The 24,098-nt window shown below is 69.9% G+C and carries 14 protein-coding genes; 1 reads left to right on the top strand and 13 read right to left on the bottom strand.

What is annotated here, in order from left to right; translation table 11 throughout:
• Positions 1-13: 13 nt before the first annotated feature.
• From OHB13_RS28785 to OHB13_RS28740, 10 genes are all read right to left on the bottom strand, one after another.
• Entirely contained in the window at positions 14-1,123 is a 1,110-nt protein-coding gene (locus tag OHB13_RS28785; protein WP_405913567.1) for an acyl-CoA dehydrogenase family protein, read from the bottom strand.
• Positions 1,116-1,406 carry an acyl carrier protein gene (locus OHB13_RS28780; protein WP_266852121.1) on the bottom strand — a complete coding sequence of 97 codons (291 nt, stop codon included), beginning with the start codon at positions 1,404-1,406 and terminating at the stop codon, positions 1,116-1,118. Before OHB13_RS28780 ends, OHB13_RS28785 begins: the two co-directional genes overlap by 8 nt.
• Positions 1,403-2,269: a 3-hydroxyacyl-CoA dehydrogenase family protein gene (locus tag OHB13_RS28775; protein ID WP_328378981.1), complete on the bottom strand. Its 867-nt coding sequence runs from the start codon at positions 2,267-2,269 to the stop codon at positions 1,403-1,405. Before OHB13_RS28775 ends, OHB13_RS28780 begins: the two co-directional genes overlap by 4 nt.
• On the bottom strand, positions 2,266-3,678 hold the full coding sequence (locus OHB13_RS28770; RefSeq protein ID WP_328378980.1) for a methylaspartate mutase: 1,413 nt from the start codon (positions 3,676-3,678) through the stop codon (positions 2,266-2,268). Before OHB13_RS28770 ends, OHB13_RS28775 begins: the two co-directional genes overlap by 4 nt.
• Positions 3,675-4,166, bottom strand: a complete 492-nt coding sequence (locus OHB13_RS28765) for a cobalamin B12-binding domain-containing protein (protein WP_266852127.1) — start codon at positions 4,164-4,166, stop codon at positions 3,675-3,677. Before OHB13_RS28765 ends, OHB13_RS28770 begins: the two co-directional genes overlap by 4 nt.
• On the bottom strand, positions 4,163-5,404 hold the full coding sequence (locus tag OHB13_RS28760; RefSeq protein ID WP_328378979.1) for a type III PLP-dependent enzyme: 1,242 nt from the start codon (positions 5,402-5,404) through the stop codon (positions 4,163-4,165). Before OHB13_RS28760 ends, OHB13_RS28765 begins: the two co-directional genes overlap by 4 nt.
• Entirely contained in the window at positions 5,401-6,876 is a 1,476-nt protein-coding gene (locus OHB13_RS28755; RefSeq protein WP_328380413.1) for an AMP-binding protein, read from the bottom strand. Before OHB13_RS28755 ends, OHB13_RS28760 begins: the two co-directional genes overlap by 4 nt.
• 155 nt (positions 6,877-7,031) lie before the next feature.
• Positions 7,032-7,229 (bottom strand): ferredoxin, encoded by a 198-nt coding sequence (locus tag OHB13_RS28750; protein ID WP_266852131.1) that lies wholly within the window; start codon positions 7,227-7,229, stop codon positions 7,032-7,034.
• A 16-nt stretch (positions 7,230-7,245) separates the two neighbouring features.
• Positions 7,246-8,361 carry a cytochrome P450 gene (locus OHB13_RS28745; protein WP_328378978.1) on the bottom strand — a complete coding sequence of 372 codons (1,116 nt, stop codon included), beginning with the start codon at positions 8,359-8,361 and terminating at the stop codon, positions 7,246-7,248.
• Positions 8,362-8,625: 264 nt separating this feature from the next.
• A complete protein-coding gene (locus OHB13_RS28740) occupies positions 8,626-10,194 on the bottom strand; it encodes an AMP-binding protein (protein ID WP_328378977.1) in 1,569 nt (522 codons plus the stop codon).
• A gap of 187 nt (positions 10,195-10,381) precedes the next feature.
• Between OHB13_RS28740 and OHB13_RS28735 the strand changes: the two genes are divergently transcribed.
• Positions 10,382-10,624: a phosphopantetheine-binding protein gene (locus OHB13_RS28735; protein WP_266852135.1), complete on the top strand. Its 243-nt coding sequence runs from the start codon at positions 10,382-10,384 to the stop codon at positions 10,622-10,624.
• Between the two features lie 104 nt (positions 10,625-10,728).
• On the opposite strand, the gene OHB13_RS28730 is transcribed toward OHB13_RS28735, so the two are convergent.
• The 3 genes from OHB13_RS28730 to OHB13_RS28720 form a co-directional block, all read right to left on the bottom strand.
• Positions 10,729-11,628 (bottom strand): ACP S-malonyltransferase, encoded by a 900-nt coding sequence (locus tag OHB13_RS28730; RefSeq protein WP_401602681.1) that lies wholly within the window; start codon positions 11,626-11,628, stop codon positions 10,729-10,731.
• Between the two features lie 195 nt (positions 11,629-11,823).
• Positions 11,824-12,741 carry a proline iminopeptidase-family hydrolase gene (locus OHB13_RS28725; protein ID WP_328378975.1) on the bottom strand — a complete coding sequence of 306 codons (918 nt, stop codon included), beginning with the start codon at positions 12,739-12,741 and terminating at the stop codon, positions 11,824-11,826.
• Positions 12,738-24,098, bottom strand: coding sequence for a type I polyketide synthase (locus OHB13_RS28720; protein ID WP_328378974.1), 11,361 nt, complete (start codon positions 24,096-24,098; stop codon positions 12,738-12,740). The genes OHB13_RS28725 and OHB13_RS28720 overlap by 4 nt, the downstream gene beginning before the upstream one ends.

Here is a 24,098-nt window from a genome sequence, read left to right as displayed (position 1 = left end):
CCCCTCGTTCGAGTCACTCGGCATGGCTGAGGGCGTGCTGAGACAGGATCAGCTGGCAGATCTCGTTGCTGCCCTCGATGATTTCCATGAGCTTGGCGTCGCGGTAGGCCCGCGCCACCACATGGCCGTCCTGGGCCCCGGCGGATGCCAGCACCTGCACCGCGGCCGCGGCCCCTCGTGCGGCATGGCCTGCGCCGATGTGCTTGGCCGTGACGGCCGCCACGACCATGTCCGGGGACTTCGCGTCCCAGCGGCCGCTGGCGTGCTCGCAGGCACGCGACGCGATCTGCTCGGACACATACAGTTCGGCGATGTGCCGGGCGACCAGCTGGTGTTCGGCGATCGGTTTGCCGAACTGCTGCCGGCCCTTGGCGTGGGTGGCAGCGGCGTCCAGGCAGGCCCGCAGGATGCCCACACAGCCCCAGGCCACCGACATCCGGCCGTAGCCGAGCGCCGCGGTGACGACGAGCGGCAGCGGGAGCCCCGTTCCGCCCAGCACGTTCTCCGCCGGTACGCGTACGGAGTCGAAGCGCAGGTCGGCGTGGCCGGCCGCCCGGCAGCCCATCGGCTCGGCGACGCGTTCCACGTGCACGCCCGGTGTGTCGGCCGGGATGACCACCGCCGCCGCGCCGTCGTCGTACTGGCCGACGATCACCAGCAGGTCCGCGTAGTGCGACGCGGTGATCCAGCGCTTGGCGCCGTCCACCACGACCGAGTCGCCGTCGCGGCGGATCCGGGTGCCGATCGCGGACAGGTCACTGCCCGCGTCGGTCTCGCTGAAGCCGACCGCGGCCAGCTGTCCGCTGCTCAGACCCGGCAGGAACGCGCGGTGCTGCTCCCGGGTGCCCAGCCGCTCGATGGTCCAGGCGGCCATGCCCTGGGAGGTCATGACGCTCCGCAGCGAGCTGCACAGGCTGCCCACATAGGCGGTGAACTCGCCGTTCGTGCGGCTGTCCGCGCCCCGGCCGCCGTGGGCGGCGGGGATCTGCGCGCTCAGCAGACCGAGGCCGCCGAGCTTGCGCAGCAGCTCCAGGGGCAGCAGTCCCGCACGGTCCCATACGCCGGCCTGGTCGCCGACGAGTGCGCGGACCGTTTCGCGCTCACCGTCGAGCAGGTCAGCCACGGTCGACCACGGCCTCACGGAGCCTGAGCACCAGGGAGCCCATCGACTGGACCGTGCGGAAGTTCTCCAGCTTCAGGTCGGGGCCGGAGATGACGATGTCGTACTCGCCTTCGAGGTGGACGACGAGTTCCATGGCGAACATGGAGGTGACCAGGCCCGATCCGAACAGGTCGTGGTCGGGGGTGAGCTTCGTCTTCGTCCGGCCCTCCAGGTGAGCGAGCAGCTCGGCCTCGATGGTCTCGGCGGTGATCTCGGCAGTCCGGGTGGTGTCATTCGTGGTCACGACAGTGCCTTTCCGTAGTCATAGAAACCGCGGCCCGACTTGCGGCCGTTGTGGCCGAGCCGGACCTTTTCGAGCAGCAGGTCACAGGGGCGGCAGCCCTCGTCGCCGGTCCGCGTGTACAGCGCGGCGAGCGAGTCGACGAGGTTGTCGATCCCGATCAGGTCGGCTGTGCGCAGCGGCCCGGTGGGGTGCCCGAGGCACCCTTCCATCAGGGCGTCGACCGCTTCGGCGTCGGCGGTGCCGGCCTCGACCAGCCGCGCCGCGTCGTTGATCATGGGGTGGAGCAGCCGGCTGGTGACGAAGCCGGGTGCGTCCTGGACGACGACCGAGCGCCGCCGCATCGCCGTGAGCAGTCCCACGACCCCGGCCATCGTCTCCTCGCTGGTGCGCGGACCCTTGATCACCTCCACCATCGCGATCAGATAGGTGGGGTTCATGAAGTGGGTGCCGACCAGTTCGTCCGGCCGGGCCACGGCTTCGGCGAGTTCGTCGATGGGGATGCCGGAGGTGTTGGAGATCAGCGGGGTGCCGCGCCGGATCACTCCGGAGACCTCGGCCAGCACCTTGGCCTTGAGAGCGGCGTCCTCGGTGATCGCCTCGATCACCGCGGTGGCGTCCGCGCCGTCCACGGGGGACAGCGCGGTGGTGAGCTCACCGGCGGGGGTGTCCGCCGGGAGCGCCCCCATCAGCTGTGCGTGGCGCAGCAGTTGGGAGATCTGGGTGCGGGCGCGGTCGAGCGTGCTCTGCTCGACGTCGACCAGGACGACGGGGATCCCGTGGCCCAGGGCCGTCGTCGCGATGTTCACGCCCATCACGCCCGCGCCGAGAATCGTCAGGCGCTGGTTCTGTCCATCGGTTGTCATCGGCTCTGTGCACCGTCCTTCGCTGGCGGTTGTACGGTCGCTCGGGTGGCCCCCTGAAGGGGCGTACGGGGTGCGCCGGCGGCCCCGTCACGCGGGCCGGGCAGCGGCGCGGGTCCAGGTGGCGCCTCGTCGAATCGGCGGCGCATGTAGGAGAGGTCGGTGAGCAGCCCGGCCGAGGTGACCCGGCGGCTGTGCCCGCCCTCGGCCAGCCCGCCCAGGGGGAGCGAGCCGGTGTCGGCCCAGCGCAGCCGGCCGTCCCCGTCGATGTAGCTGCGGCAGCTGCCGCGGTTGTCCGGGTGGAGGCAGTACGGGATGTCGAGGAACCCCCGCCGGAAGGCGAGGAGCAGTGCCCGCGAGATGTCGCGGTCGAGGTCCAGGGTGGCCTCGACGAGAGCGCGGGCCTCCCGGTAGGTCTGCGAGTCGGTGGCATCCGCGTCACCGATCACCGGCCCGCTGCCCGCGGCGGTGTCCCCGGCGAATTCCAGCGCGTCGACGTTCTCCTCGACGGTGGGGATGCGGCGGGACTCCGCGACGGTCTTGACGATGAGCCGCTCCGACCCGGTGCCGACCGCCAGTTCGGCCGCCCGGCCCAGCAGGGCCTGTGCGCCGTGGTCGGTCATCGGGTAGACGCCCATGTAGGCGTAGATGACCACGTGCCAGTTCTCGGTCGGCAGGAGTTCGGCGCAGAGCCGGCGCAGGGCGAGCACCGCTTCCCTGTCCTGGGCGGCGCTGGTCTGCTGGGCGTAGCTGACGGAGACGCTGCGGATTCCGTACCGGCAGAAGAACAGTGCTTCCAGGACGCTGAGCGCCACCAGCATGCTGGGCGGGCAGAGTTGTCCCAGCATGCAGCCGCCGAAGGTCTCCAGATGGGGTTCGACCCCGGCCTCCAGCAGGGTGGCGTAGCGCCGTGTGCACTGCTGCCAGTTCTCGATGGAATCGGCGAGAGCGGTGCGCCCGTACGGCAGGCAGTAGGAGACGGGGCCGCCCTCGGTCGCGTTGAGGCGCAGCTCGATGAGCCGTTCGAAGATGTCCTGCGGTACGGCGGAGCCGTGCCGGACCTGTACCGGGAAGCGGTGGTCCCGGATGCCGTCGAGTACCGCTTCGGTGACCTCCGTCCCGTAGGTGACGATCGGATAGCCGTTGAGGCCCACTCCGTGGCGCAGGGCTTCCTCGACCGACTCCAGTTCACCGACGCGGGTGAAGCTGTCGAGGGTGATGGTGCCGACCGTGGTGGCCCTGGCCGCCCTGGTCGCGGCGAGGCCCGTCCGCATCGGGCCGGGGCCGCCGAACCCCATGCGCGGCTGGACGACGAGCCCGCCCGAGCCGCCCGCACGGCGTACGAACGCACCGAAGTCGACGGGCCGGCTGTGGGCGAGGGCCCGGCGCACCGAGCGGACGATGGAGGTCATGACGCGACAGCGGCCATCTCCGCCGTGGCGCCGGCCTTCGCGGGCAGCGAGTGGACGAAGTCCTGGAAGCCCGCGGTGCTGCTGCCCTCGAACACGGCGTGGAAGCCGGCCGCCATCAGCTCGTCGACGTAGGTGGCGTTCTCATCGGAGATGCCGAGCATCCCGCCGATGACGACGGGGGTGTCGGCGAGCTCCGCGCAGGACCGCAGCCGGCCGATGACGCGCATTCCGTCCTGATAGCCGTGTCCGTTGACACTGCTGATGACGACCATGTGGGGGGAGAGCGCGCGGCATTCGTCGACGAGGAGTTCGTCGGGCACGCACGGGCCGAGGTTGACGACGTCGTATCCCAGCTCTTCCACCAGGAGCTGGAGGAAGACCAGGTTCCAGGTGTGGGAGTCGGAAGCCATCCCGGTGACGACGACGGTGCCGCGGGCAGCGGGCGCCTCCGGACTCGGGGGGAGGACTGCGGACGGTGCGCTGTTCACTCTCGTGCTCCGGTTCCGGTCGGCAGGTACGCGCGGTGGTGTTCGATGCGCGAGGCGGAGACGCTCCCGTCCGCACGGACGGTCACCTCGGTGGGCGCCGGCCTGCCGAGGAACATGAGGAGGCTCGCGGTGGGGCCGTACGCTCCGACGTTGGGGACACTGACGAGGTCGTCGGCCCGGAGCACCGGCAGTTTGATCTCCCGGCCCAGTACGTCACCGGGCGTGCACAGGGGGCCGACCAGGCTCGCGGACTCCACATCGGCACCCGCCCGGGGCTGCACCGCCACGGGCAGCAGCCGTCCCAGGCCCGACATGCCGCCGAAGGTGTTGATGCCGGCGTCCGTGATCACGAACTTACGGCCGCGGCTGACCTTGACGTTGCTGACGGAGGCGAGCAGCGTGCCGCTCGCGCCGATGAGGAAGCGGCCCGATTCGCAGGCCAGCCTGGGGCTGCCGGACCGCCACTCGGGGAAGTGCGTGTCGAGGGCGGCTTCGAGTTCGGCGCGGAGCTTGGGGTAGCTGCCGCGCTCGCCCGGGACTCCGTACGGGACGGTGAAGCCGCCGCCGATGTCCAGGTATTCCAGCGGGATGTCCAGCTCCTGGTGGAGCTGCGCGGCGACGGCGATGGTGTGCTGGAACTCGCCGATCAGCGATTCCTCGTCCTTGGCGTTGCTCAGCGGGAAGAAGTGCATGCCCGTGAGCCGGGTGCCGGGGACGTCCCGCAGTTCGGGCAGCACTTCGGCGAGCGTCTCGCTGTCGAAGCCGAACTGCGAGGGGGTGCCTGTCATCCGGATGCTGCTGGTGGCGCTGGCCGACGCGCTGTTGATACGGAGCAGACAGTCGGCCACGACGCCGTGTTCCAGCGCGGCCGCGCCGACCCTGCGCACATCGGTGACGGAGTCCGTCGAGAACATCCGCACGCCCAGGCCGATGGCCTCACTCAGCTCCCCGAGGGTCTTGCCGGGGCCCGTGTAGAGGCAGTCCGCGCCGGAGAATCCCGCTTCGAGCGCGGCAGCGAGTTCGCCCGTCGAGCTGATCTCGGGGCGGCAGGTCCGGCCTTCGCCCTCGCGCAGCGCCCGGACCAGGTCGGGGTGGGGGTTCGCCTTGAGCGCGTAGTAGAGGTGGAAGCTCTCGGGCAGCGCGTCGAACAGCTCGCGGCGGGCCGCGGTGACCTCGGCGAGGTCGTAGACGTAGAGGGGTGTGCCGTAGCGCACCGCCAGCTCTTCGTGACGGGTCACCGTCCCTCCCCTTCGAGCATGTCGATCAGCGCCTGGCGCGCGTTCTTCCCGTGGAGCGTCAGCGGCAGTTCGGGGATGACCTTGCACAGGGCGGGTACCTTGGCGGGTTCCAGCCGCTTCGCCAGCTCCTTGAGCACGACGGTCGGCGCCAGATCGGCTTCGACGAAGACCGTCAGGTCCCGCCCGTCGTGCGGCGGGAGCACCGCGGCGACCCGGACACCGGGGACGTCCATGGCGGCCGCCTCGATCTCGACGGTGCTCATGCGGATGCCCTTGCGTTTGAACATGTCGTCCCGGCGGCCCTCGAAGTAGAGGTAGCCGTCGGCGTCGAGGCTTCCGTAGTCGCCGGTGTGCAGGCGCGGTTCGCCGGTGACCGGGTCCGGCCGGAAGTTGCCGGCCGACAGCTCGGGGGAACGCCAGTAGCCGGGCATCACATGCGGTCCCGCGGCCACGATCTCGCCGGTCTCGCCGACCGGCAGTTCGGCGCCGTCCGCGTCGAGGATCAGCACCCGGGTGCCGGGCAGCGGGCGGCCGACCGACTGGAGGCGTTCGCCGTCCTCGTGGGGCGGCATGATGGAGATCCGCTTGCACTCGGTCTGCCCGAACTGGCGCACCACCCGTACGCCGGGGAACGCCTCCCGCAGCGCCGAGATGGTGGTCGCCGGGAGGGCGGCGCCGGTGTTGGTGAACATCCGTACCGGCGGCGGCTGTCCGGTGTCCCGGGCAGCGAGGGTGGCGATCATCGCGGCGAGCGAGGGCACGATCGGCACGACGGTGGCGCCGGTCTCCCGCATACGTGTGAGCAGGACGAGGTCGGACTCCTCGCCGGCGAGGATCAGTTCGGAACGCCCCAGGCAGGAGAGCAGGACCTTGTACAGGCCGTAGTCCCAGGAGAGCGGGAAGCGGCAGAAGACCACGTCGTCCGCGCGGTATCCCAGCTCCGCGTTGATCGCCGACGATGCGAAGGTGACCTGCCGGTGCGGGCACACCACGGCCTTGGGGGCCGCGGTGCTGCCCGAGGTGTAGACGAGGGCGGCGACGTCCTCGACGCCGACCTCGACGGCCACCGGCTCCGGCGTCCTGTCGGCCACGGCGAGGATGTGGGTCCAGGCGACGGAGATGTCGTGGACCGGTACGGCGGTGTTCTCGCGCAGACCGGGAGCCGAGGCGGCGTCGCCGATGACCAGCGCCGGCTCCGCGTTCTCCAGCACCGACGAGAGGTGGAACCGCTTCATGGCCGGGTTGAGCGGCACGAAGATCGCGCCGCACCGTACGACTCCGTAGAACAGGGCGACCAGTTCGACCCGGCTGGGCAGTTGCACGACCACCCGATCACCGGGGGCGACGCCCTGTCCCCGCAGCCAGTGGGCGACGGCGTGGCTCAGCTCGTGCAGCCTGCGGTAGCTCAGGGCGGTGACGGAGTCGCGTACGGCGCGGGCATCGGGCACCTCTGCCGTGGCGTCGTCCAGCAGGCTGTGGACGAGTGTCCCCTGCGGGTACGCGAGTCCCGTTTCACGATCGGTCAGTTGATTTTGGGCATGCAAAGCCGTTCTCCGATTTCTGGAAAAGGCGGGCCGGGTCGCATTCCGGTACGTGGGGAGTCAGAAACTCCCCACGTACCGCGCAATTACTCGTCGATCAGCTTGAGCGCGTCCGCCGGGCAGACGTCAATGGCTTCGAGCACGGCATCGCGCAGCTCGGAACCGGGATTGTCGATGAGCAGAAAGACCCGGCCGTCCTCATCGTTCTGCTCGAACAGGTCCGGCGCCGCGAGCACACAGCAGCCTGCACCCACGCACCGATCGTCATCAACCAGCACACGCATAAGGGGATTTCCTCCGTTACCAGGTGACCGGGAGTTCGTGAATCCCGTGGATGAGCGCGTCCTCGCGCACACGCAGTTCCACGGCGGGAACATCGAGCCGCAGCTCGGGAATGCGCGTGAACAGGGTGGTGAGGGCTATCTGGAGTTCCAGGCGTGCCAGGTTCTGCGCGACACACCCGTGCGGGCCGTATCCGAATGCGAGGTGGCTGCTCGCGCCCCGGTGGATGTCGAAGGTGCCCGGGTCCTCGAAGGCCTCGTCGTCGTAGTTGGCCGCGACGCGTGAGGTGATGATTCCGTCACCCGCGCGAATCAGCACTCCGCCGATCTCGATGTCCTCGGTCGCGACCCGGGAGGTACCCCAGTCGTTGGTGCTGGCGTAACGCAGCACCTCTTCGACGACCTTGGGCGCGAGCGAGGGGTCGGCCTTGAACTCGGCGAGCTGGTCCGGGTGCTGGAGCAGCGCGAGGACCCCGAGGGTGAGGTTGTTGGCCGTGGTCTCGTGGGCGGCGCCATTCAGGACGTTCGTCATCCAGGCGATGTCCTCGTGAGTGAGGCCGTGGCCCTCACGCTCGTTCTTCTCCAGGACACGGCTGGGCAGGTCGTCACCGGGGTTGGCGGCCTTCTCGGCGATCTGCTTGCCGAGGTACTCCTCCATCTGCCCGATGATCCGGATCTGCTCCTCGGGCAGGGTGGCGCTGTTCATCAGCGTGCCCGACCACTTCTGGAAGACTTCCCGGTCCTGGAAGGGAATGCCCAGGATCTCGCAGACGACCTGCGACGGCATGGGGATGGAGAGGGCCGCCACCAGGTCGACAGGGCCACCCTGCTCGATCATCCGGTCGATGTATCCGTCGACGATCGACTGAATGCGCGGGCGCAGCTTCTCCAGCGTCTTGACGCTGAACTCGGGGCCGAGAAGGCGTCGCTGCACGGCGTGGTCGTGACCGTCCAGGTTGAAGAGCCCCCGGCGGACCGTCTGGACGTACGCGTCGTCCACATTGATCGGGATCGGATATCCCGGCAGCTTGATGTTCGCACTCAGCCGGGGGTCGGAGAGGATCTGCCGGATGAGGTCGTATTTGGTGAAGAGCCAGGCGGGCCGGCCGTTCACGGCTACGGTCACCTTGGACACCGGTTCGGTCTTACGCAGCTCCGCGTACTCGGCCGGTGCACCGAACGGACAACGAGCGGCAAGCGGAAACGGGCGCCTTACCTCTGCCTCAGTGTTTTCCGCTTCAGCTATTTCGGTCATGATTCCCCTCTTGGGACGGGCCTTGCCGGCAGGTGATCCACCTCGCGGTCAATGGCTGCGGCCACGGTCCCGCACACGGCACGAGCGAGTTTCTTGAGCCAAACGCTATTCAGCGCGGGACGCCTCCAGCACCCCTAACGACCCCTAAACCACTGCTGTTTCAGCCATGGGGGTCCCGGTGGCGCACGCGGCCGCGAGTTTGCCCCGGTCGATCTTCCGGTTCGAGTTCAGGGGCAATTCGTCCAGGTGCCGGTACTCGCGCGGCAGCATCCCCTGCGGCAGCGTCTGGCGCAGCTCCCTGGCCAGCACGGACGGCGCGGTCGGGGATCCGGTGTAGTAGACGACGAGTTCGAGTCCGTTGCCCGAGGCGCGGGTGACGGCGACCGCTTCCGTGACACCTTCGGCTGCGCGCAGGGCGTGCTCCACCTCGGAGAGCTCGACGCGCCAGCCCTGGATCTGCACCTGGTTGTCGAGCCGGCCCAGGTAGATCAGCTCTCCGTTGTCCAGCGTGCGCACCCTGTCCCCCGTGCGGTACCACGTACGGCCGTCGTAGGGGTGGAAGCGGCCCTGCTCGTCGGCGGGATCCAGATAGCCGGGGACCATCTGGGGCCCGGTGACGCACAGTTCGCCCTCGCCCCGCACCGGGTCACCGTTGCCGTCGAGCAGCAGGTGGTCGTGGCCTTCGTTGACGGCGCCGATGGGGACCAGGCCGTTGACGCACCGGGCGGGCGAGTCCTGCGGGGACCAGCGGTGCCCGGTGATGGTGACGGTCAGCTCGGTGGGCCCGTAGATGTTCTCCAGCGTCGAACCGGGGGCCGCCGACTGCCAGTCCACGGCGTCGGCGGCCTTCAGTGCCTCACCCGCGAACAGGGACCAGCGCAGTGTGGGCAGGGATCCCGGCCCGAGGCCGCTCATCCTGCGGATCAGGGGGATGGCACTCGGCGTGGAGAACCAGACGCTGATGTCGTGTCCGGCGAAGAAGGACGGCATGTCGCTGTAGGCCTGCGCGGGCACCGCCTGCACAGTGGCTCCCGCGCCCCAGGCGTTGAAGACGTCGAACATGGCGCAGTCGAAGTTCAGGTCGAAGGTCTGGGAGAAGACGTCGTCCTGGTGGAAGTCGTAGCGCCGGTCGAGGAGTTGGAAGTAGTGGTGCAGGTTGCCGTGGGTGATCCGTACGCCCTTGGGCCGGCCGGTGGAACCGGAGGTGAAGAGCATGTACGCGGTGTCGTCGCTCCCGGCGGGCCGCGGGGCGTCGAGGGTGCCGCGTGGCCCGGTCCCGATGGCCCGGTGCCCGTGGGGCACGGATGCGCCGCCGAGCGGCAGGACGGGAAGGTCCGTGCCGGGCGCGGCCCCGTCCGCCAGCGCGGCCAGCCCCTGTTCGTCCGCCAGGACCGCCGACACCCCGGAGGTCTGGAGCATGTACCGGGTGCGGGCGGCGGGGAAGCCGGGGTTCAGCGGGACGGCGGCGGCACCGGCGTAGAGCGCGGCCAGCAGTCCCACGTAGGCGTCGACGCTCTTGGCGGCCAGTACGCCGACCGCGCGCGGCGCGCTCTCCCCGCTCGAACCTGCCAGCAGGGCGCCGGCCCAGCGCAGCGCACGCTCGTGGGCCTCCTCGTAGGTGACGGACTCCCGGCCGGCCCGTACCGCGGCCTTCCCGGGCGAAAGTTCGAGACCACGCAAGAAGCGCGCGTGGAGAGCCTTGTCGGCGGACATGTTTCCAGCCTCCTCAAGAGGTACCGAAAAGAAGGGGGAGATAGGGGGTGCCTTCATCGCACACGCCGAATACAGTCACATTGAAAATTATTGCGGCACATAGCCCGACACATAGCCAGACGCATAGTCCGGCACACAAGTCCGGCACACAGTCCGGCACCTAGCAATTACAAGATGCGGAGTCACCATGTGGGACGAGCAATTCGAAGAGCTGCTGCGCAAGTATCTGCCGTTCCTGGGTCCGCATGAGACCCTGACCGCCGATTCAGGTCTGCGTGACCTCGGACTGGACTCGCTCGGTACCGTGGAAATGCTGGCGTCACTGGAGACGATGTACGACGTTCGCTTCGTCGACGACATGCTGACCACGGAGACGTTCGCGACTCCGGGGGTGCTCTGGGCGGCGGTCTCCCGGAGTCTCGCCCGCTGACCCGGTTCCTCCTGCGGCCCCGGACAACAGCGGGTCCGGACACAGAAATTGCCCTTCGCGATCTCCTCGATTACGGAGGGCACTTCTGTGTGCGCGTTCCCTCGTTATGCGGCGCCCCGGCGGCGCGGCTGCAGCGCGAGCCTCGGATTGACCGGAACGACCTCGAAGTTGCGGGTCGTGACGCCGACCCGGCCGAAGAGGCTGTCCGGACCGGAGACGAACACCTTCCGCACGCCCGCGTCCTTCAGCGCCGTCACCACGTCCGGCCACTGGACCGCCTGGACGAAACCGTCCAGCAGCATGGCGCGCACCTCCGCACCCGTGGTGAGGACGCGGCCGTCCTGATCGGCGACCACCGGCCGCACCGGGTCGGTGAAGTGCAGGTCGGCGAAGATGTCCTGCTCCACGCTGTCGCGCAGCGGACGGAACGCGCCGGAGTGCATCGGCGGGCGCATCGTGTAGAGCGGCAGACCGCCGAGGGACCGCACACGGGACTTCAGCCACTCCAGCCGGCTCTCGTGGAGCGAGAGCATGTGGAAGTCGTGGTCGACGCGGCAGGAGATGTCGTACCACTCGCCCTGCTCGTCGAACTCGGCCAGGATCTTGGCCAGCGCGTCCTCATCGGTGCGGGCGAAGGAGTGCGTCACCACGTCCCGGTGCGCGACGGCGAAGTACTCCTCCAGGGCCCGCGCCCAGCGCGCCGTCATGCCGACGGCCTCCTCGAAGGGCAGGGCGCCCGAATACACGGCCACTGCTTTTCCGCCGAAACTCGGCCCCACACAGAGGTCCGGCCGCAGCCCGATTGATTCCTCCGCCCATTCGGCCAGCGCCAGGCAGTTGACGAGGAAAGCGACCTGGGCGTATTCGCTGTAATCCCCTTCGGTCTCCCGGAACCGGTCCACGAGTGAATATCCAAGTACTTCGTCCGCAGTGGCCACGAGTTTCCTCGCTGCGGGATTCACCAGCATGAACTTCGCCACGTCACTGAATGGGCAGGGACCCATTCCGGGAAAAATGACCGCGCTGGTCGCGCTGCCGGACGGCGGAGCACTCTCCATGGTCCTGTCCCCCTACGCAATTCTCGTATCGGCGGTGCGACGGCAGGTTCCGGCCGTCCCGGCCAGTTTGTTCCGGTGGGGCCGCCGCCAGTACCCCTAGCGGCCCCTACCGGTTCCCGGACTCCCCTGCCGCTGCCCGGACTACACGTTTCTCTGCCCGGACCGCAGACTCGTCAGATACTCCGTCATGATCTTGTTGAACAGTTCCGGCTCCTCCAGGTGCGGCAGGTGACTGGAGTTCTCCAGGATCTCCCACCTCACGTCCGGTATGAGGTCCTGGAACGGCTGGACGGTGGCAGGGGTGGCCTCGTCGTGCCGTCCCGAGATCAGCAGCGTCGGCACCTCGATGTCCGGGCAGCAGTCCTCGACGGACCAGTCGCGCAGTGTTCCGGTGACATGGAACTCGGTCGGGCCGTTCATGGTGTAGTACACCGTCGGGTCGTTGTAGACCTCGTAGAACGAGGCCAGGTAGTCCCGCGGCCAGGGCCTGAGCAGGCAGACATGCTTCTCGTAGAAGACCCGCATGGCCTGGTGGTACTCGTCGTTCTCGGTGGTGCCCGCGGCCTCGTGGCGGCGTAGCGTCTCATCGACGCCCGGGGGCAGTTCGGCCCGGAGCCGGTCCATCTCCTGGCGCCACAGCGGGTACGAGGCGGGCGAGTTGGCGATGACGAGGCCGTGCAGTCCGGCCGGCCGGGCAGCGGCGTGCCGGGCGACCAGCATGCCGCCCCAGGACTGCCCGTAGAGGATGTAGCCGCCGGCGATGCCGAGCCGCTGGATCAGGTTGTCCAGCTCGGCCTCGAACAGGTCGGTGGTCCAGAAGTCGGCGCCGCGTCCGGGCAGGTGGGTGGAGCCCCCGTTGCCGAGCTGGTCGTAGTGGACGACGGGCCAGCCCTCTTCGGCGAGCGCGGTCAGGCTCAGCAGGTAGTCGTGCGTGCTGCCGGGCCCGCCGTGTACGACGACGACGGGCGGGCGTCCGGAGCTCAGGTCGCCGGTGATCCGGTACCAGGTCTCGTACTCACCGAACGGGACCGTTCCCTTGGCGGTGGGTGCCAGCGTCATGAAGTTCGCCCTCGATCCGTTGAGTTGAGCCAGTCGGAGATCAGCGCGGCGGTGTCCGTCGCCTGCTCCTCGATGACCGTGAAGTGGTTCGCCCGTATCGGGGCGACGTCATGTTCCGGGAACCAGGGCTGGGCCCGCCAGGTGTCGGCGTCCTGCCCCTCGCTCTCCCCGGACGGTGCGAAGGACTCCGTGCACTGCACGAGCAGCACCGGAGCGGCCACGGGGGCCGGTGCGAACTCGGAGAGGACCTTGCCCCAGCCCGCCATGCCCGAAAGCCGTGCGTCGTCGAAGCCGCCGAAGGCGGACTCCTTGGCGAGCAGCCCGTGCGCCAGGGCGTCCAGTGACACCCCGCCCGTCGCCGAGTCCATCCGGAAGCTGTCGAGCAGGACGACTCCGGCCGGGGTGATGCCCAGTTCGTTCTCCAGGTACGCGGCGGTCGCGTACGCGAGTGTGCCGCCGGCCGAGTAGCCGATCAGGACGAACGGTTCGCCCTCGGCGGCGTCGAGCACCGCGCCTGCCACGACGTCGACCGCGGCGGATGTACTCGCGGGCAGCGGCTCCCCGGTCCGGAATCCCGGCAGCGGTACCGCGGAGACCTGGCGTTCCCCCCGGAACGCCGCGGCCAGCCGGGCGTGCTGGGCGACGCCTCCGGTTGCCATGGGGGTGCTGATGCAGATCAGCCGGGGTGCGCCCGGGCCTTCGGCCAGCCGTACCGGAGCCGCGAGCGGTCCGGCCTGTGCCGCCGCGTCGAACGTCGGCCGGAAGTCGGCCACCGTACGCAGCAGGTCGAATCCCTTGTCCATCCGCCCTGCCTCGGCCGCTGCCCGAAACAGTGTGCTCAGAGAGCCCGCTCCGGAGACCTCACCCGCCTCCGCTTCGCTCGCCCCCGACGGCGCCTGCGCCGCCAGCAGGCCGTGCAGGAACCGGGCCAGCTCGGCCGGGGTCTTGTTGTCGAACACAGCGGTCGGCGAAAGCCGCAGCCCGGTTGCCCGGTTGAGGCCGTTCCGCAGTTCGAGGGAGGTCAGCGAGTCGAAGCCCGACTCCAGGAAGTCCCGCTCCGGGTCCACCGCGTCGGCACTGTCGTGCCCCAGGACCTTGGCCGAGCCGTCCCTGACGAGCTGGAGGAGCAGCGCCTCCTGCTCCTGCTCGTCCAGACCGGCCAGCTGTTCGCGTACGGATACCTGAACTGGTGCACCGGCACCGGCCGGGCGGCGCCTGACCGCGGGCACCAGGCCGCGCAGCAGGGGCGGCAGTTCCTCGCCCGCCGCGGCGAGCACCGCCGGGTTGAAACCGACCGGGAGCAGTACGGGAGCCTCCGCACGGATCGCCGCGTCGAAGAGCGCGAGCCCCTGGTCGGTGGTGAGTTCGTCGATGCCGCGCCCGCTCATCCGCTCCCGGTCGTGGTCGGTCAGCGTGCTCGCCATGCCCACGTCCCTGGACCAGGCGCCCCAGGCGAGCGAGGTTCCCGGGAGTCCGGCGGCCCTGCGGTGCGTGGCGAAGGCGTCCAGGAAGGCGTTGGCCGCCGAGTAGCCGGCCTGGCCGGCGTTGCCGAACACACCGGCCATGGAGGAGAACAGCACGAACGCGGTGAGGTCCAACTCCTTGGTGAGTTCGTGGAGATGGAGTACGGCATCGACCTTGCTGTGCAGAGTCGCATCGACACGTCCGGGCGTCAGTGTGGCGATCACTCCGTCGTCCAGCAGCCCCGCCGCGTGCACCACACCGGTCAGCGGGTGTGCTGCCGGTATGCCGTCCAGTACGGCGGCCAGCTGGGCACGGTCACCCGCGTCGGCCGCCACGGCCCGGACCTCGGCCCCCATCGCGGTCAGTTCGTCCATCAGCTGCGGTATGCCGTCGGCGGCCGCACCGCGCCTGCTGGTCAGGAGCAGGTGCCTGACTCCATGGGTGGCCACGAGGTGACGCGCGATCAGCCGGCCGAGGGTGCCCGAGGCGCCGGTGACCAGCACCGTGCCGGCCTCGCCGAACCCGCCGGGGCGCACGGGGCCTGCCGGGACCCTGCTCAGCCTCGCCACATGGGCGGTACCGCCCCGCAGCACCGCCTGGGACTCCGCAGCGGCCGCGGCAGCGATCCGCGGCACTTCGACGTCGGCCACCGTGCCGGGACCATCGTCCGTGCCGAGGTCCTCGTCCGTGTCGGCGAGCAGGATGCGGCCGGGGTTCTCCTGCTGCGCCGCGCGCACCAGCCCCCATACCGTCGCACCCGCCAGGTCGGTCACGTCCTCGCCGGACATCGCCACGGCGCCCCGGGTGAGGACGAGCAGCCTGGTTCCGGCGAGCCGGTCCTCGGCGAGATAGGCCTGGACGGCTTCCAGTGCCTGCCTCGTACGGTCGTGCACGGCCGCGGCGTCGTGGCCGGGCCTGCTCCGCAGGAGGAACAGGTCGGGCAGGGGGCTGTCCTGGACCGCTGCCCCGTGCTCGGCGCGACCCGCCCAGTCCGCCCAGTCCGCCCAGGTGAGTGGCGGTCCGTCGAGTGCCGGGGCAGGAAGCGGGGCCCAATCGACCTGGTAGAGGCTCTTGTGGTGCCCGCCCGCTCCGGCTGCCCCCAGCTGGTCGAGGGACACGGGCCTGGACAGCACGGATCCGGCTGCCAGCACGGGCCGTCCGGTCTGGTCGGCCACGGCCAGTGCGATGCCCTGTTCGGTGGGGGTGAGCCGGACGCGCAGACCGGAGGCGCCGGTGGCGTAGAGGGACACATCCATCCAGGCGAAGGGCAGCACGGCGCTGTCTCCGCCGGGTGCACCGTCATGGATCAGTGCGGCGTGGGTGGCCGCGTCCAGCAGTGCGGGGTGCAGGCCGAGCCGGCCCGCATCGTCGTGGGCCTCCTCGGGCAGCGTGATCTCCGCGAAGATCTCCTCCCCGGCGGTCCATGCGGCCGTCAGTCCCTGGAACACCGGACCGTAGCCGTATCCCCGGCCCAGCAGCCGGGCGTACGCATCGGTCACATCCATCGGCTCCGCACCGGCGGGCGGCCACTGCGTCAGCTCGAACGCCGCCGGACGCGCGCCCGGCGCGAGGAACCCCTCCACATGGCAGGTCCACGGGCCGCCGGATGCGTCCTCCGCTCGGGAGTAGACGCTCAGCGACCTGCGCCCTGACGCGTCGGGGCCGGCGACCACTGCCTGGATCTGCGTTCCCTGGTCCTCGGCGAGCACGAGGGGCGCCTGGAGGGTGAGTTCCTCCAGTACATCGCAGCCGACCTGATCGCCGGCGCGCAGTGCGAGCTCGACGAAGCCGGTGGCCGGGAAGAGGATGGTCTCACCGAGCCGGTGATCACCCAGCCAGGGCTGGAGGCCAGGCGAAAGCCGTCCGGTCAGTACGCGGCTGTCATCTCCCGGCAGTTCGACGACAGCACCGAGCAACGGGTGCTCGGGGTCGCCCAGGCCGAGCGATGACGCGTCGCCGGAGCCGACGGGTGAGTGGGCCCAGTAGCGCTGGTGCTGGAAGGCGTACGTGGGGAGTTCGGTCAACCGGGCACTGGATCCGGCGAAGAACGCACGCCAGTCCACCCCAACACCCCGCGCGAACAGCCCACCCACACCGGTCAGAAGCTCCGTAGCCTCATCACGACCACGACGCTGCAACCCAACAAACGCCACCCCGTCATCATCACCGACCACCTCCACACCCATCGGAACCAGAGCCGCATCCGGCCCCACCTCCACAAACGACCCCACACCACGAGCCGTGAGAGCCGTCACCGCATCCGCGAAACGCACCGGCTCACGCACCTGCCGCACCCAATAACCAGGATCCGACCACTCACCCTCGACAGGACCACCAGTCACCGTCGAAACCGCCGACAACTGAGGTGCATTGAAGGTGAGTTTCTCTACTACAGCCGCGAAGTCGTCCAGCATCGGATCCATCAACACCGAGTGGAACGCGTGACTCACATCAAGCCGCTTCGTCTTACGACCAAGCGCAGCAATCCGCCCGGCCAGCTCCATAACCTCGCCCTCAGCACCCGAAACCACCACGGAAGACGGGCCGTTGACGGCGGCGATACACACACCGCCCGACAAGAGCGCGGCAACCTCAGCCTCCGGGGCCCCGACCGCGACCATCACACCACCCGAAGGCAGCGCCTGCATCAACCGCCCACGGGCAGCCACCAACACCACAGCATCCTCAAGCGACAACACCCCCGCCACATGAGCCGCAGCCACCTCACCGATCGAATGACCGGCAACGAAGTCAGGCCGCACACCCCACGACTCCAGCAACCGGAACAACGCCACCTCAACCGCGAACAACCCCGCCTGAGCAAACACCGTCCGATTCAGCACACCAGCATCGGTACCCCACACCACCTCACGCACCGAGAGGTCCGTACCGGCATCCGACAGCTGGGCATCCAGCAACCCCACCACCGCATCAAACGCCTCAGCAAACACCGGGAACGCCTCATACAGACCACGCCCCATCCCCACCCGCTGAGCACCCTGACCCGTAAACAAGAACCCAACACGCCCACGACGAACCGAATCCACCACACGACCCGCACCCGAAACCACCGAACGCAGACCCTCGACGAACCCCTCACGGTCCCCCGCCACCACCACAGCCCGATGTTTCAGTGCCGAGCGCGAGGTAGCCAGGGAGTAGGCCACATCCACCGGCCGCACGTCGGCGCCTTGCTCCACATGTGCCAACAGAGCCGCAGCCTGCGCACGCAACGCCTCAGCACTGCCCCCGGACACCGCCCACGGCACCACACCACCAACAGGCACCTCAACCGGCACCGGCAGCGCCTCCGGCTCCGGCTCCGGCTCCGGCTCCTCCAGGATGACGTGCGCATTCGTCCCGCTCAGGCCGAACGACGACACACCAGCCCGCCGCGGACGACCCACCTCAGCCGGCCACGCCCGCTCCTCCCTCAGCAACTCCACCGCACCCGCAGACCAATCCACCTGCGACGACGGCTCATCCACATGCAACGTCCGCGGAAGAACACCCTCCCGCAACGCCATCACCATCTTGATCACACCCGCCACACCAGCAGCAGCCTGCGTATGACCAATATTCGACTTCACCGACCCCAACCACAACGGCCGATCCTCCGCACGGTCCTGGCCGTACGTCGCCAACAGCGCCTGCGCCTCGATCGGATCACCCAGCCGGGTCCCCGTACCGTGTGCCTCCACCACATCCACATCGATCGGACGCAGGCCGGCGATGGACAGGGCGGCCTGGATGACGCGTTCCTGCGAAGGTCCGTGGGGGGCGGTCATGCCGTTGGACGCGCCGTCCTGGTTGACGGCCGATCCCTTCAGCAGCGCCAGCACCGGGTGACCGTTGCGCCGCGCGTCCGACAGCCGCTCCAGCACCAGCACGCCCACGCCCTCGGAGAGCGCGGTGCCGTCGGCGCCGCTGGCGAAGGACTTGCACCGGCCGTCGGGGGCCAGGCCCCGCTGGCGGCTGAAGTCCACGAACATGTCGGGGGTGGACATGACGGTCACACCACCCGCCAACGCCAGCGAACTCTCACCCGACCGCAACGACTGCGCCGCCAAATGCATCGCCACCAACGACGACGAACACGCCGTATCCACCGTCACCGCCGGACCCTCAAGACCCAACGTATAAGCCACCCGACCAGAAACCAGACTCCCCCCACTGGTCACCGCAGCCTCAGCACCCAAACCATAATCGTGATACATCAACCCCGCGAAAACACCCGTCGCACTCCCCTTCAACGACAAAGGATCAACACCCGACCGCTCCAACGCCTCCCACGACGCCTCCAACAACAAACGCTGCTGCGGATCCATCGACAACGCCTCATTCGGACTCACCCCGAACAAACCCGCATCAAACAATCCCGCACCCCCCAGAAAACCCCCCTCCCGCGCATACGACTTCCCCGCCCGACCCACCACCGGATCGAACAACCCACCAACATCCCAACCACGATCCCCCGGAAACACCCCCACAGCATCCACACCACCGGACACCACACCCCACAAACCCTCCGGCGACGACACCCCACCCGGATACCGACACGCCATCCCCACCACCGCAACCGACTCCCCCGCCAACAACCCCTCCGCGGGGACTGCCCGGTTGGGCTGCTTCGGCTTCACACCGGCGAGTGCCGTGTCCAGGTAGGCCGCGACGGCTTGCGCGGTGGGATGGTCGAAGATCAGGGTCGCGGGCAGCCTCAGTCCGGTGGCCGCGTTGAGGCGGTTGCGCAGTTCCACCGCGGTGAGCGAGTCGAAGCCGAGATCCTTGAACGCCTGGTCCGGGTCGAGCGCGTCCGGGTCCGCATGTCCGAGCACGCCCGCGACATGGCTCCGTACCAGGTCCAGCAGTTTCCGTATCCGCTGCTCGGGGCCGGCACCGGCCAGCATCCGCTGGACGGCGGACGCGTCCGACGTCCCGTCCGCGGCCTTGCGCAGGCGACGGCCGGGCACCCTGGCCAGACCGCGCAGCAGCGCGGGGATCTCGTCCGCACGGGCACGCAGCGCCGCCTGATCGATCCGGAGGGGGGCCAGCACCGGGGCCCCGATCTCCAGGGAGGTGTCGAGCAGGGCGAGGCCCTCGTCCACCCGGAAACCGGGCAGACCCTGACGGGCCATCCGCTGAAGATCGACGTCCTGGAGGAGCCCGCTCATACCGGCCCCCAGCCACAGGCCCCATGCCAGTGACGTACCGGCCAGGCCGTGGTGGTGCCGGTGGACGGCGAGCGCGTCCAGGAACACGTTGGCTGCTGCGTAGTTGGCCTGGCCCGAGGCCAGCACCATGCCGCCGGAGGAGGAGAACAGCAGGAACAGGCCGAGATCCATGTCGCGGGTCAGCTCGTGCAGATGCCAGGCGGCGTCCGCCTTGGCGCCGAGCACGGCGTCGAACCGTTCCGGTGTGAGCGTGCTGAGCAGCCCGTTGTCGGTGACACCGGCCGCGTGGACGACACCGGTGAGGGGGTGCCCGGCGGGGACGGTGCCCAGCAGCGCCGTCAGCGCCGCGCGGTCCGTGACGTCACAGGCGGCCACGGTGGTCTCGGCGCCCAAAGCGGCCAGTTCCGTGCGCAGTTCACCCACACCGGGGGTCTGCTCGCCCCGCCGGCTGGTCAGCAGCAGATGCCGTACGCCGTGGACCGTCGCCAGGTGGCGTGCGACTTCCGCGCCGATTCCGCCGGTTCCGCCGGTGATCAGGACGGTACCCGCCGGGTTCAGGACGGGAGGTGCGGCGTCCTCGGGGTGGTTGGCCGCCACGAGCCTGGGGGTCAGCACTACGCCGTCGCGTACGGCCGTCTCCGTCTCCCCCGACCCGATGGCAGCGGCGAGGCCCTGGGGCCCGTCCACGGTGCCGAGGTCGACCAGCAGGAAACGCCCCGGGTTCTCCGCCTGCGCCGCACGGACCATTCCCCACACGGGCGCCTGGCCCAGATCGATGTCCCCGTCCGGAGCACCGGTGCTGCCCTGGCCCGGCTCTGAGCCGGTGACAGCGACGGCGTGGCGGGTGACGACGGCCAGTCGTGAGTTCGCGAAGCGCTCGTCGGCCAACCATTCCTGGAGGGCGGCCAGCGTGCGGTGCGCGATGTCCCGTACGCCGCCGAGGACGTCGTCGGCGACGGACGGCTCCACCCGGTGCACGACGGTGTCCGGTGCGGTCTCCCCCTCGTACCGTGCGTCCCATTCGGTGAACTCGGTGTTCTCGTCCGCCCCTTCGCCCGGGACCGGCTGCCAGCTGATGCGGTACGGAAGCTCGCGGCGGCCCTCCCCGGCGGCGCCCAGCTGCTCGGCGGTCACCGGCAGTGCGGCCAGCGAATCGACCGAGAGCACCGCACGCCCCGTCGCGTCGGCGACGGCGACGGACACCGAGTCGTGCTCTGCCTTGGTGATCCGCACCCGGAGTGCCTTGGCCCCGGCCGCGTGGAGGGTGACGCCGCTCCAGGCGAAGGGCAGGACGGTCGCGCCGTCCCTGCTGCCGCCGTCTTCGAGGAGGCCGGCGTGCATGGCCGCGTCGAAGAGCGCCGGGTGCAGCCCGAACCGTTCGGCGTCGGCATGGGCCTGCTCGGGCAGCACCGCCTCGGCGAAGACCTCGTCGCCCCGGGTCCAGAGCGCCTTCAGGCCCTGGAACACCGGCCCGTAGTAGTAGCCCTGCTCCAGCAGCCGGTCGTACGCGCCGTCGAGGGAGACCTCAGTGGCGTCCACCGGCGGCCATTCGGTGAGCTCGAACGACGGGCTGGCCGCGCCGCACCCGAGGACCCCCTCGGCGTGCAGCGTCCACGGGTCGGTCGTCGCGTCCTGGAGACGCGAGTAGACCTGCACACCGCGCCGCAGCGCGTCGTCCGGCGAACCGACCACCACCTGCAGATGGATGCCGCCCTGCCGGGGCAGTACCAGCGGTGCACGCAGCGTCAGTTCCTCCAGCACGTCGCACTCGACCTGGTCGCCCGCCCGGATGGCCAGCTCCACAAGACCGGTGCCCGGCACCAGGACGGTGCCGAGCGCGTCGTGGTCACCGAGCCACGGGTGGGTCTGCAGGGAGAGCCTGCTGGTGAACACGTAGCCGTCGCTGTCCGCGAGGGCGACGGCCGCCCCGAGCAGGGGATGCTCCACGGGCAGCTGGCCGAGCGCGGTCACGTCCGACGCGCCGGCGTCGGGAATGATCCAGTCGCGCCGCCGCTGGAAGGCGTAGGTGGGCAGCGCGACCCGTTCACCCGCGGGGGCGCAGCGCGTCAGGTCCACGGAGGCACCGCGCACATGGGCCTCCGCGAGGGACAGGGTCATACGGGTGGGGCCCGCGTCCTCGCGGGCGAGTGAACCGACGGAGGCGGCGCGGGCGCCCGTGTCCTCGAAGATCTCCTCAAGTCCGGGCCTGAGCACCGGGTGGGGGCTGCACTCCACGAACAGGGTGTGCCCGTCGGCCAGCGCGGCCAGGGCCGCCTGGTGGAACTGCACGGGAGAGCGCAGATTGCGGTACCAGTACGCGGAATCCATGGCGTCCGTGGCAGGCAGGAGCGCCCCGGTGAGGGTCGAGTAGACGGGCACCTCCGGGGCGCGCGGCGTCACTCCGGAGAGGGCGTCGGCCAGTTCGCCGGCGATCTCCTCGACATGCGCCGAGTGAGCGGCGAAGTCCACACCCGGGATCGTCCAGCGCATGGCCCGGGCCTTGGCCAGGACGGTCTCGAACTCCCGCAGGGCCACCGCGTCGCCCGACACCACGACGGCGTTGGGACCGTTCTCCGCGGCCACCGAGATCCTGTCCCCGTACGGGCCGAGCCGCTCACGCACGAAGTCGACGGGCTTGACGATGGACATCATCGCGCCCTTGCCCGAGATGGAGAGCAGAGCCTTGCTCCGCAGCGCCACGATGCGCGCGCCGTCCTCCAGCGAGAGAGCACCGGCCACGCACGCGGCCGCGATCTCGCCCTGGGAGTGCCCGATGACCGCGGAGGGCCGCACCCCGTGCGCACGCCACACCTCGGCCAGGGAGATCATGACGGCCCACAGCATCGGCTGCGCCACGTCGACGCGGTCCAGGGTCGGGGCGTCCGGCGCCTGGCGTGCCACCTCCAGCGGTGACCAGTCGATGTGCGGGGCCAGCGCACGGGCGCACTCGTGCATCCGTGCCGTGAACACCTCGGAGACATCCAGCAGCCCTGCGGCCATGCCCGGCCAGTGCGAGCCCTGCCCGGGGAAGACGAACACGGTCTTGCCGGGTTCCTCGGCCGTGCCCTGTACCAGGCCGGCGGACGGCAGGCCCTCGCTCAGGGCGTGCAGCCCGGTGAGCAGGGATTCCCGGTCACTGCCGACGACCACGGCGCGCTGGTCGAAGACCGTACGGCCGGTCAGCAGGGAATGGCCGACGTCGGCCGCCCGGAGACCGGGGTGCTCATCGAGGTGCGCGATCAGGCGGCCGGCCTGGGCGCGCAGCGCCGGCCCGGTCCGCGCGGACAGGGCCCACGGAAGTACACCCGTGGCCTGCTGCGGGGGCTGCTCCGGCACCGGCGCCGAGCCGCGATCGGTGGCCTGCTCGGGGCTGAGTTCCGGGGCCTGCTCGACGATGACGTGCGCGTTGGTGCCGCTGAAGCCGAAGGAGGAGACTCCGGCCCGGCGCGGCCGCTCGTTCTCGGGCCAGGGCCTGGCCTCGGTCAGCAGCCGTACGTTGCCCGTGCTCCAGTCCACCTGGTCGGTGGGCTCGTCCACGTGCAGTGTCCTGGGCAGCAGGCCGTGCCGCATCGCCTGCACCATCTTGATGACACCGGCGGCTCCGGCCGCGGTCTGGGTGTGGCCGATGTTGGACTTGAGCGAGCCGAGCCACAACGGCCGGTCAGCGGGCCGGTCCTGCCCGTACGTCGCCAGCAGCGCCTGCACCTCGATCGGGTCGCCGAGCGTGGTGCCCGTACCATGCGCTTCGACCACGTCGACATCCGCCGGGGTCAGCCCGGAGTTCTCCAGCGCCTGCCGGATCACCCGGCGCTGGGAGGGGCCGTGCGGCGCCGAAAGGCCGTTGGACGCACCGTCCTGGTTGACCGCGGACCCCTTGATGACCGCGAGCACCTGGTGGCCGTTGCGCCGCGCGTCGGACAGACGCTCCAGGAGGAGCAGGCCCGAACCCTCGGCCCAGGCCGATCCGTCGGCCGCCGCGGCGAAGGACTTGCAGCGGCCGTCCCTGGCGGATGCCTTCTGGCGGCTGAACTCGATGAACGTCTCAGGCGTGGACATCACGGCGACGCCGCCCGCCAGCGCGAGTGTGCACTCTCCGGAGCGCAGCGCCTGCGCGGCGAGGTGCAGCGACACGAGAGAGGAGGAGCACGCGGTGTCCAGGGTCACCGACGGGCCTTCGAAACCGAAGACGTAGGAGATCCGCCCGGAGGCTATGGCGCCCGAATTATTGTTGTGCGTGTAGTCGTGGTACATCATCCCGGTGAAGACCCCGGTGGGGCTGCCCTTGAGGGGGCGGGGGTCGATACCCGCGTGCTCGAACGCCTCCCACGCCGTCTCCAGCAGCAGCCGCTGCTGGGGGTCCATGATCAGCGCCTCGTTCGGGCTGATCCCGAAGAACTCGGCGTCGAAGTCGCCTGCCTCGTGCAGGAATCCGCCCTGGTCGACGTACGAGGTGTTCTCGCGGCGCGCCTCCGGGTCGTACAGCCGCTCCAGATCCCAGCCCCGGTTGTCCGGGAACGCGCTGATCGCGTCGGTCTCGTCGGCGACCAGCTGCCACAGGGCGTCCGCGGAATCCGCGCCCCCCGGGTACCGGCAGGCCATGCCGACGATGGCGATCGGTTCACTGGAGGCCGCGGCCAGCTTGCGGTTCTGCGTGCGCAGCCGCTCGGCCTCCTTGACCGATGCCCGCAGCGCATCGACCAGCTTCTGCTCGGAGCCACCCAT

Origin of the sequence: Streptomyces sp. NBC_00440, from assembly GCF_036014215.1 — a bacterium.
GTDB lineage: Bacteria > Actinomycetota > Actinomycetes > Streptomycetales > Streptomycetaceae > Streptomyces.
This window is presented reverse-complemented; position numbering and strand designations above follow the sequence as displayed.

Excerpts from the sequence above, each read along its gene's own strand:
- OHB13_RS28775 (WP_328378981.1), bottom strand. The coding sequence starts at position 2,269 with ATGACAACCGATGGACAGAACCAGCGCCTGACGATTCTCGGCGCGGGC.
- OHB13_RS28770 (WP_328378980.1), bottom strand. The coding sequence starts at position 3,678 with ATGACCTCCATCGTCCGCTCGGTGCGCCGGGCCCTCGCCCACAGCCGG.
- OHB13_RS28750 (WP_266852131.1), bottom strand. The coding sequence starts at position 7,229 with ATGCGTGTGCTGGTTGATGACGATCGGTGCGTGGGTGCAGGCTGCTGT.
- OHB13_RS28740 (WP_328378977.1), bottom strand. The coding sequence starts at position 10,194 with ATGTCCGCCGACAAGGCTCTCCACGCGCGCTTCTTGCGTGGTCTCGAA.
- OHB13_RS28735 (WP_266852135.1), top strand. The coding sequence starts at position 10,382 with ATGTGGGACGAGCAATTCGAAGAGCTGCTGCGCAAGTATCTGCCGTTC.
- OHB13_RS28730 (WP_401602681.1), bottom strand. The coding sequence starts at position 11,628 with ATGGGTCCCTGCCCATTCAGTGACGTGGCGAAGTTCATGCTGGTGAAT.
- OHB13_RS28725 (WP_328378975.1), bottom strand. The coding sequence starts at position 12,741 with ATGACGCTGGCACCCACCGCCAAGGGAACGGTCCCGTTCGGTGAGTAC.
- OHB13_RS28720 (WP_328378974.1), bottom strand. The coding sequence starts at position 24,098 with ATGGGTGGCTCCGAGCAGAAGCTGGTCGATGCGCTGCGGGCATCGGTC.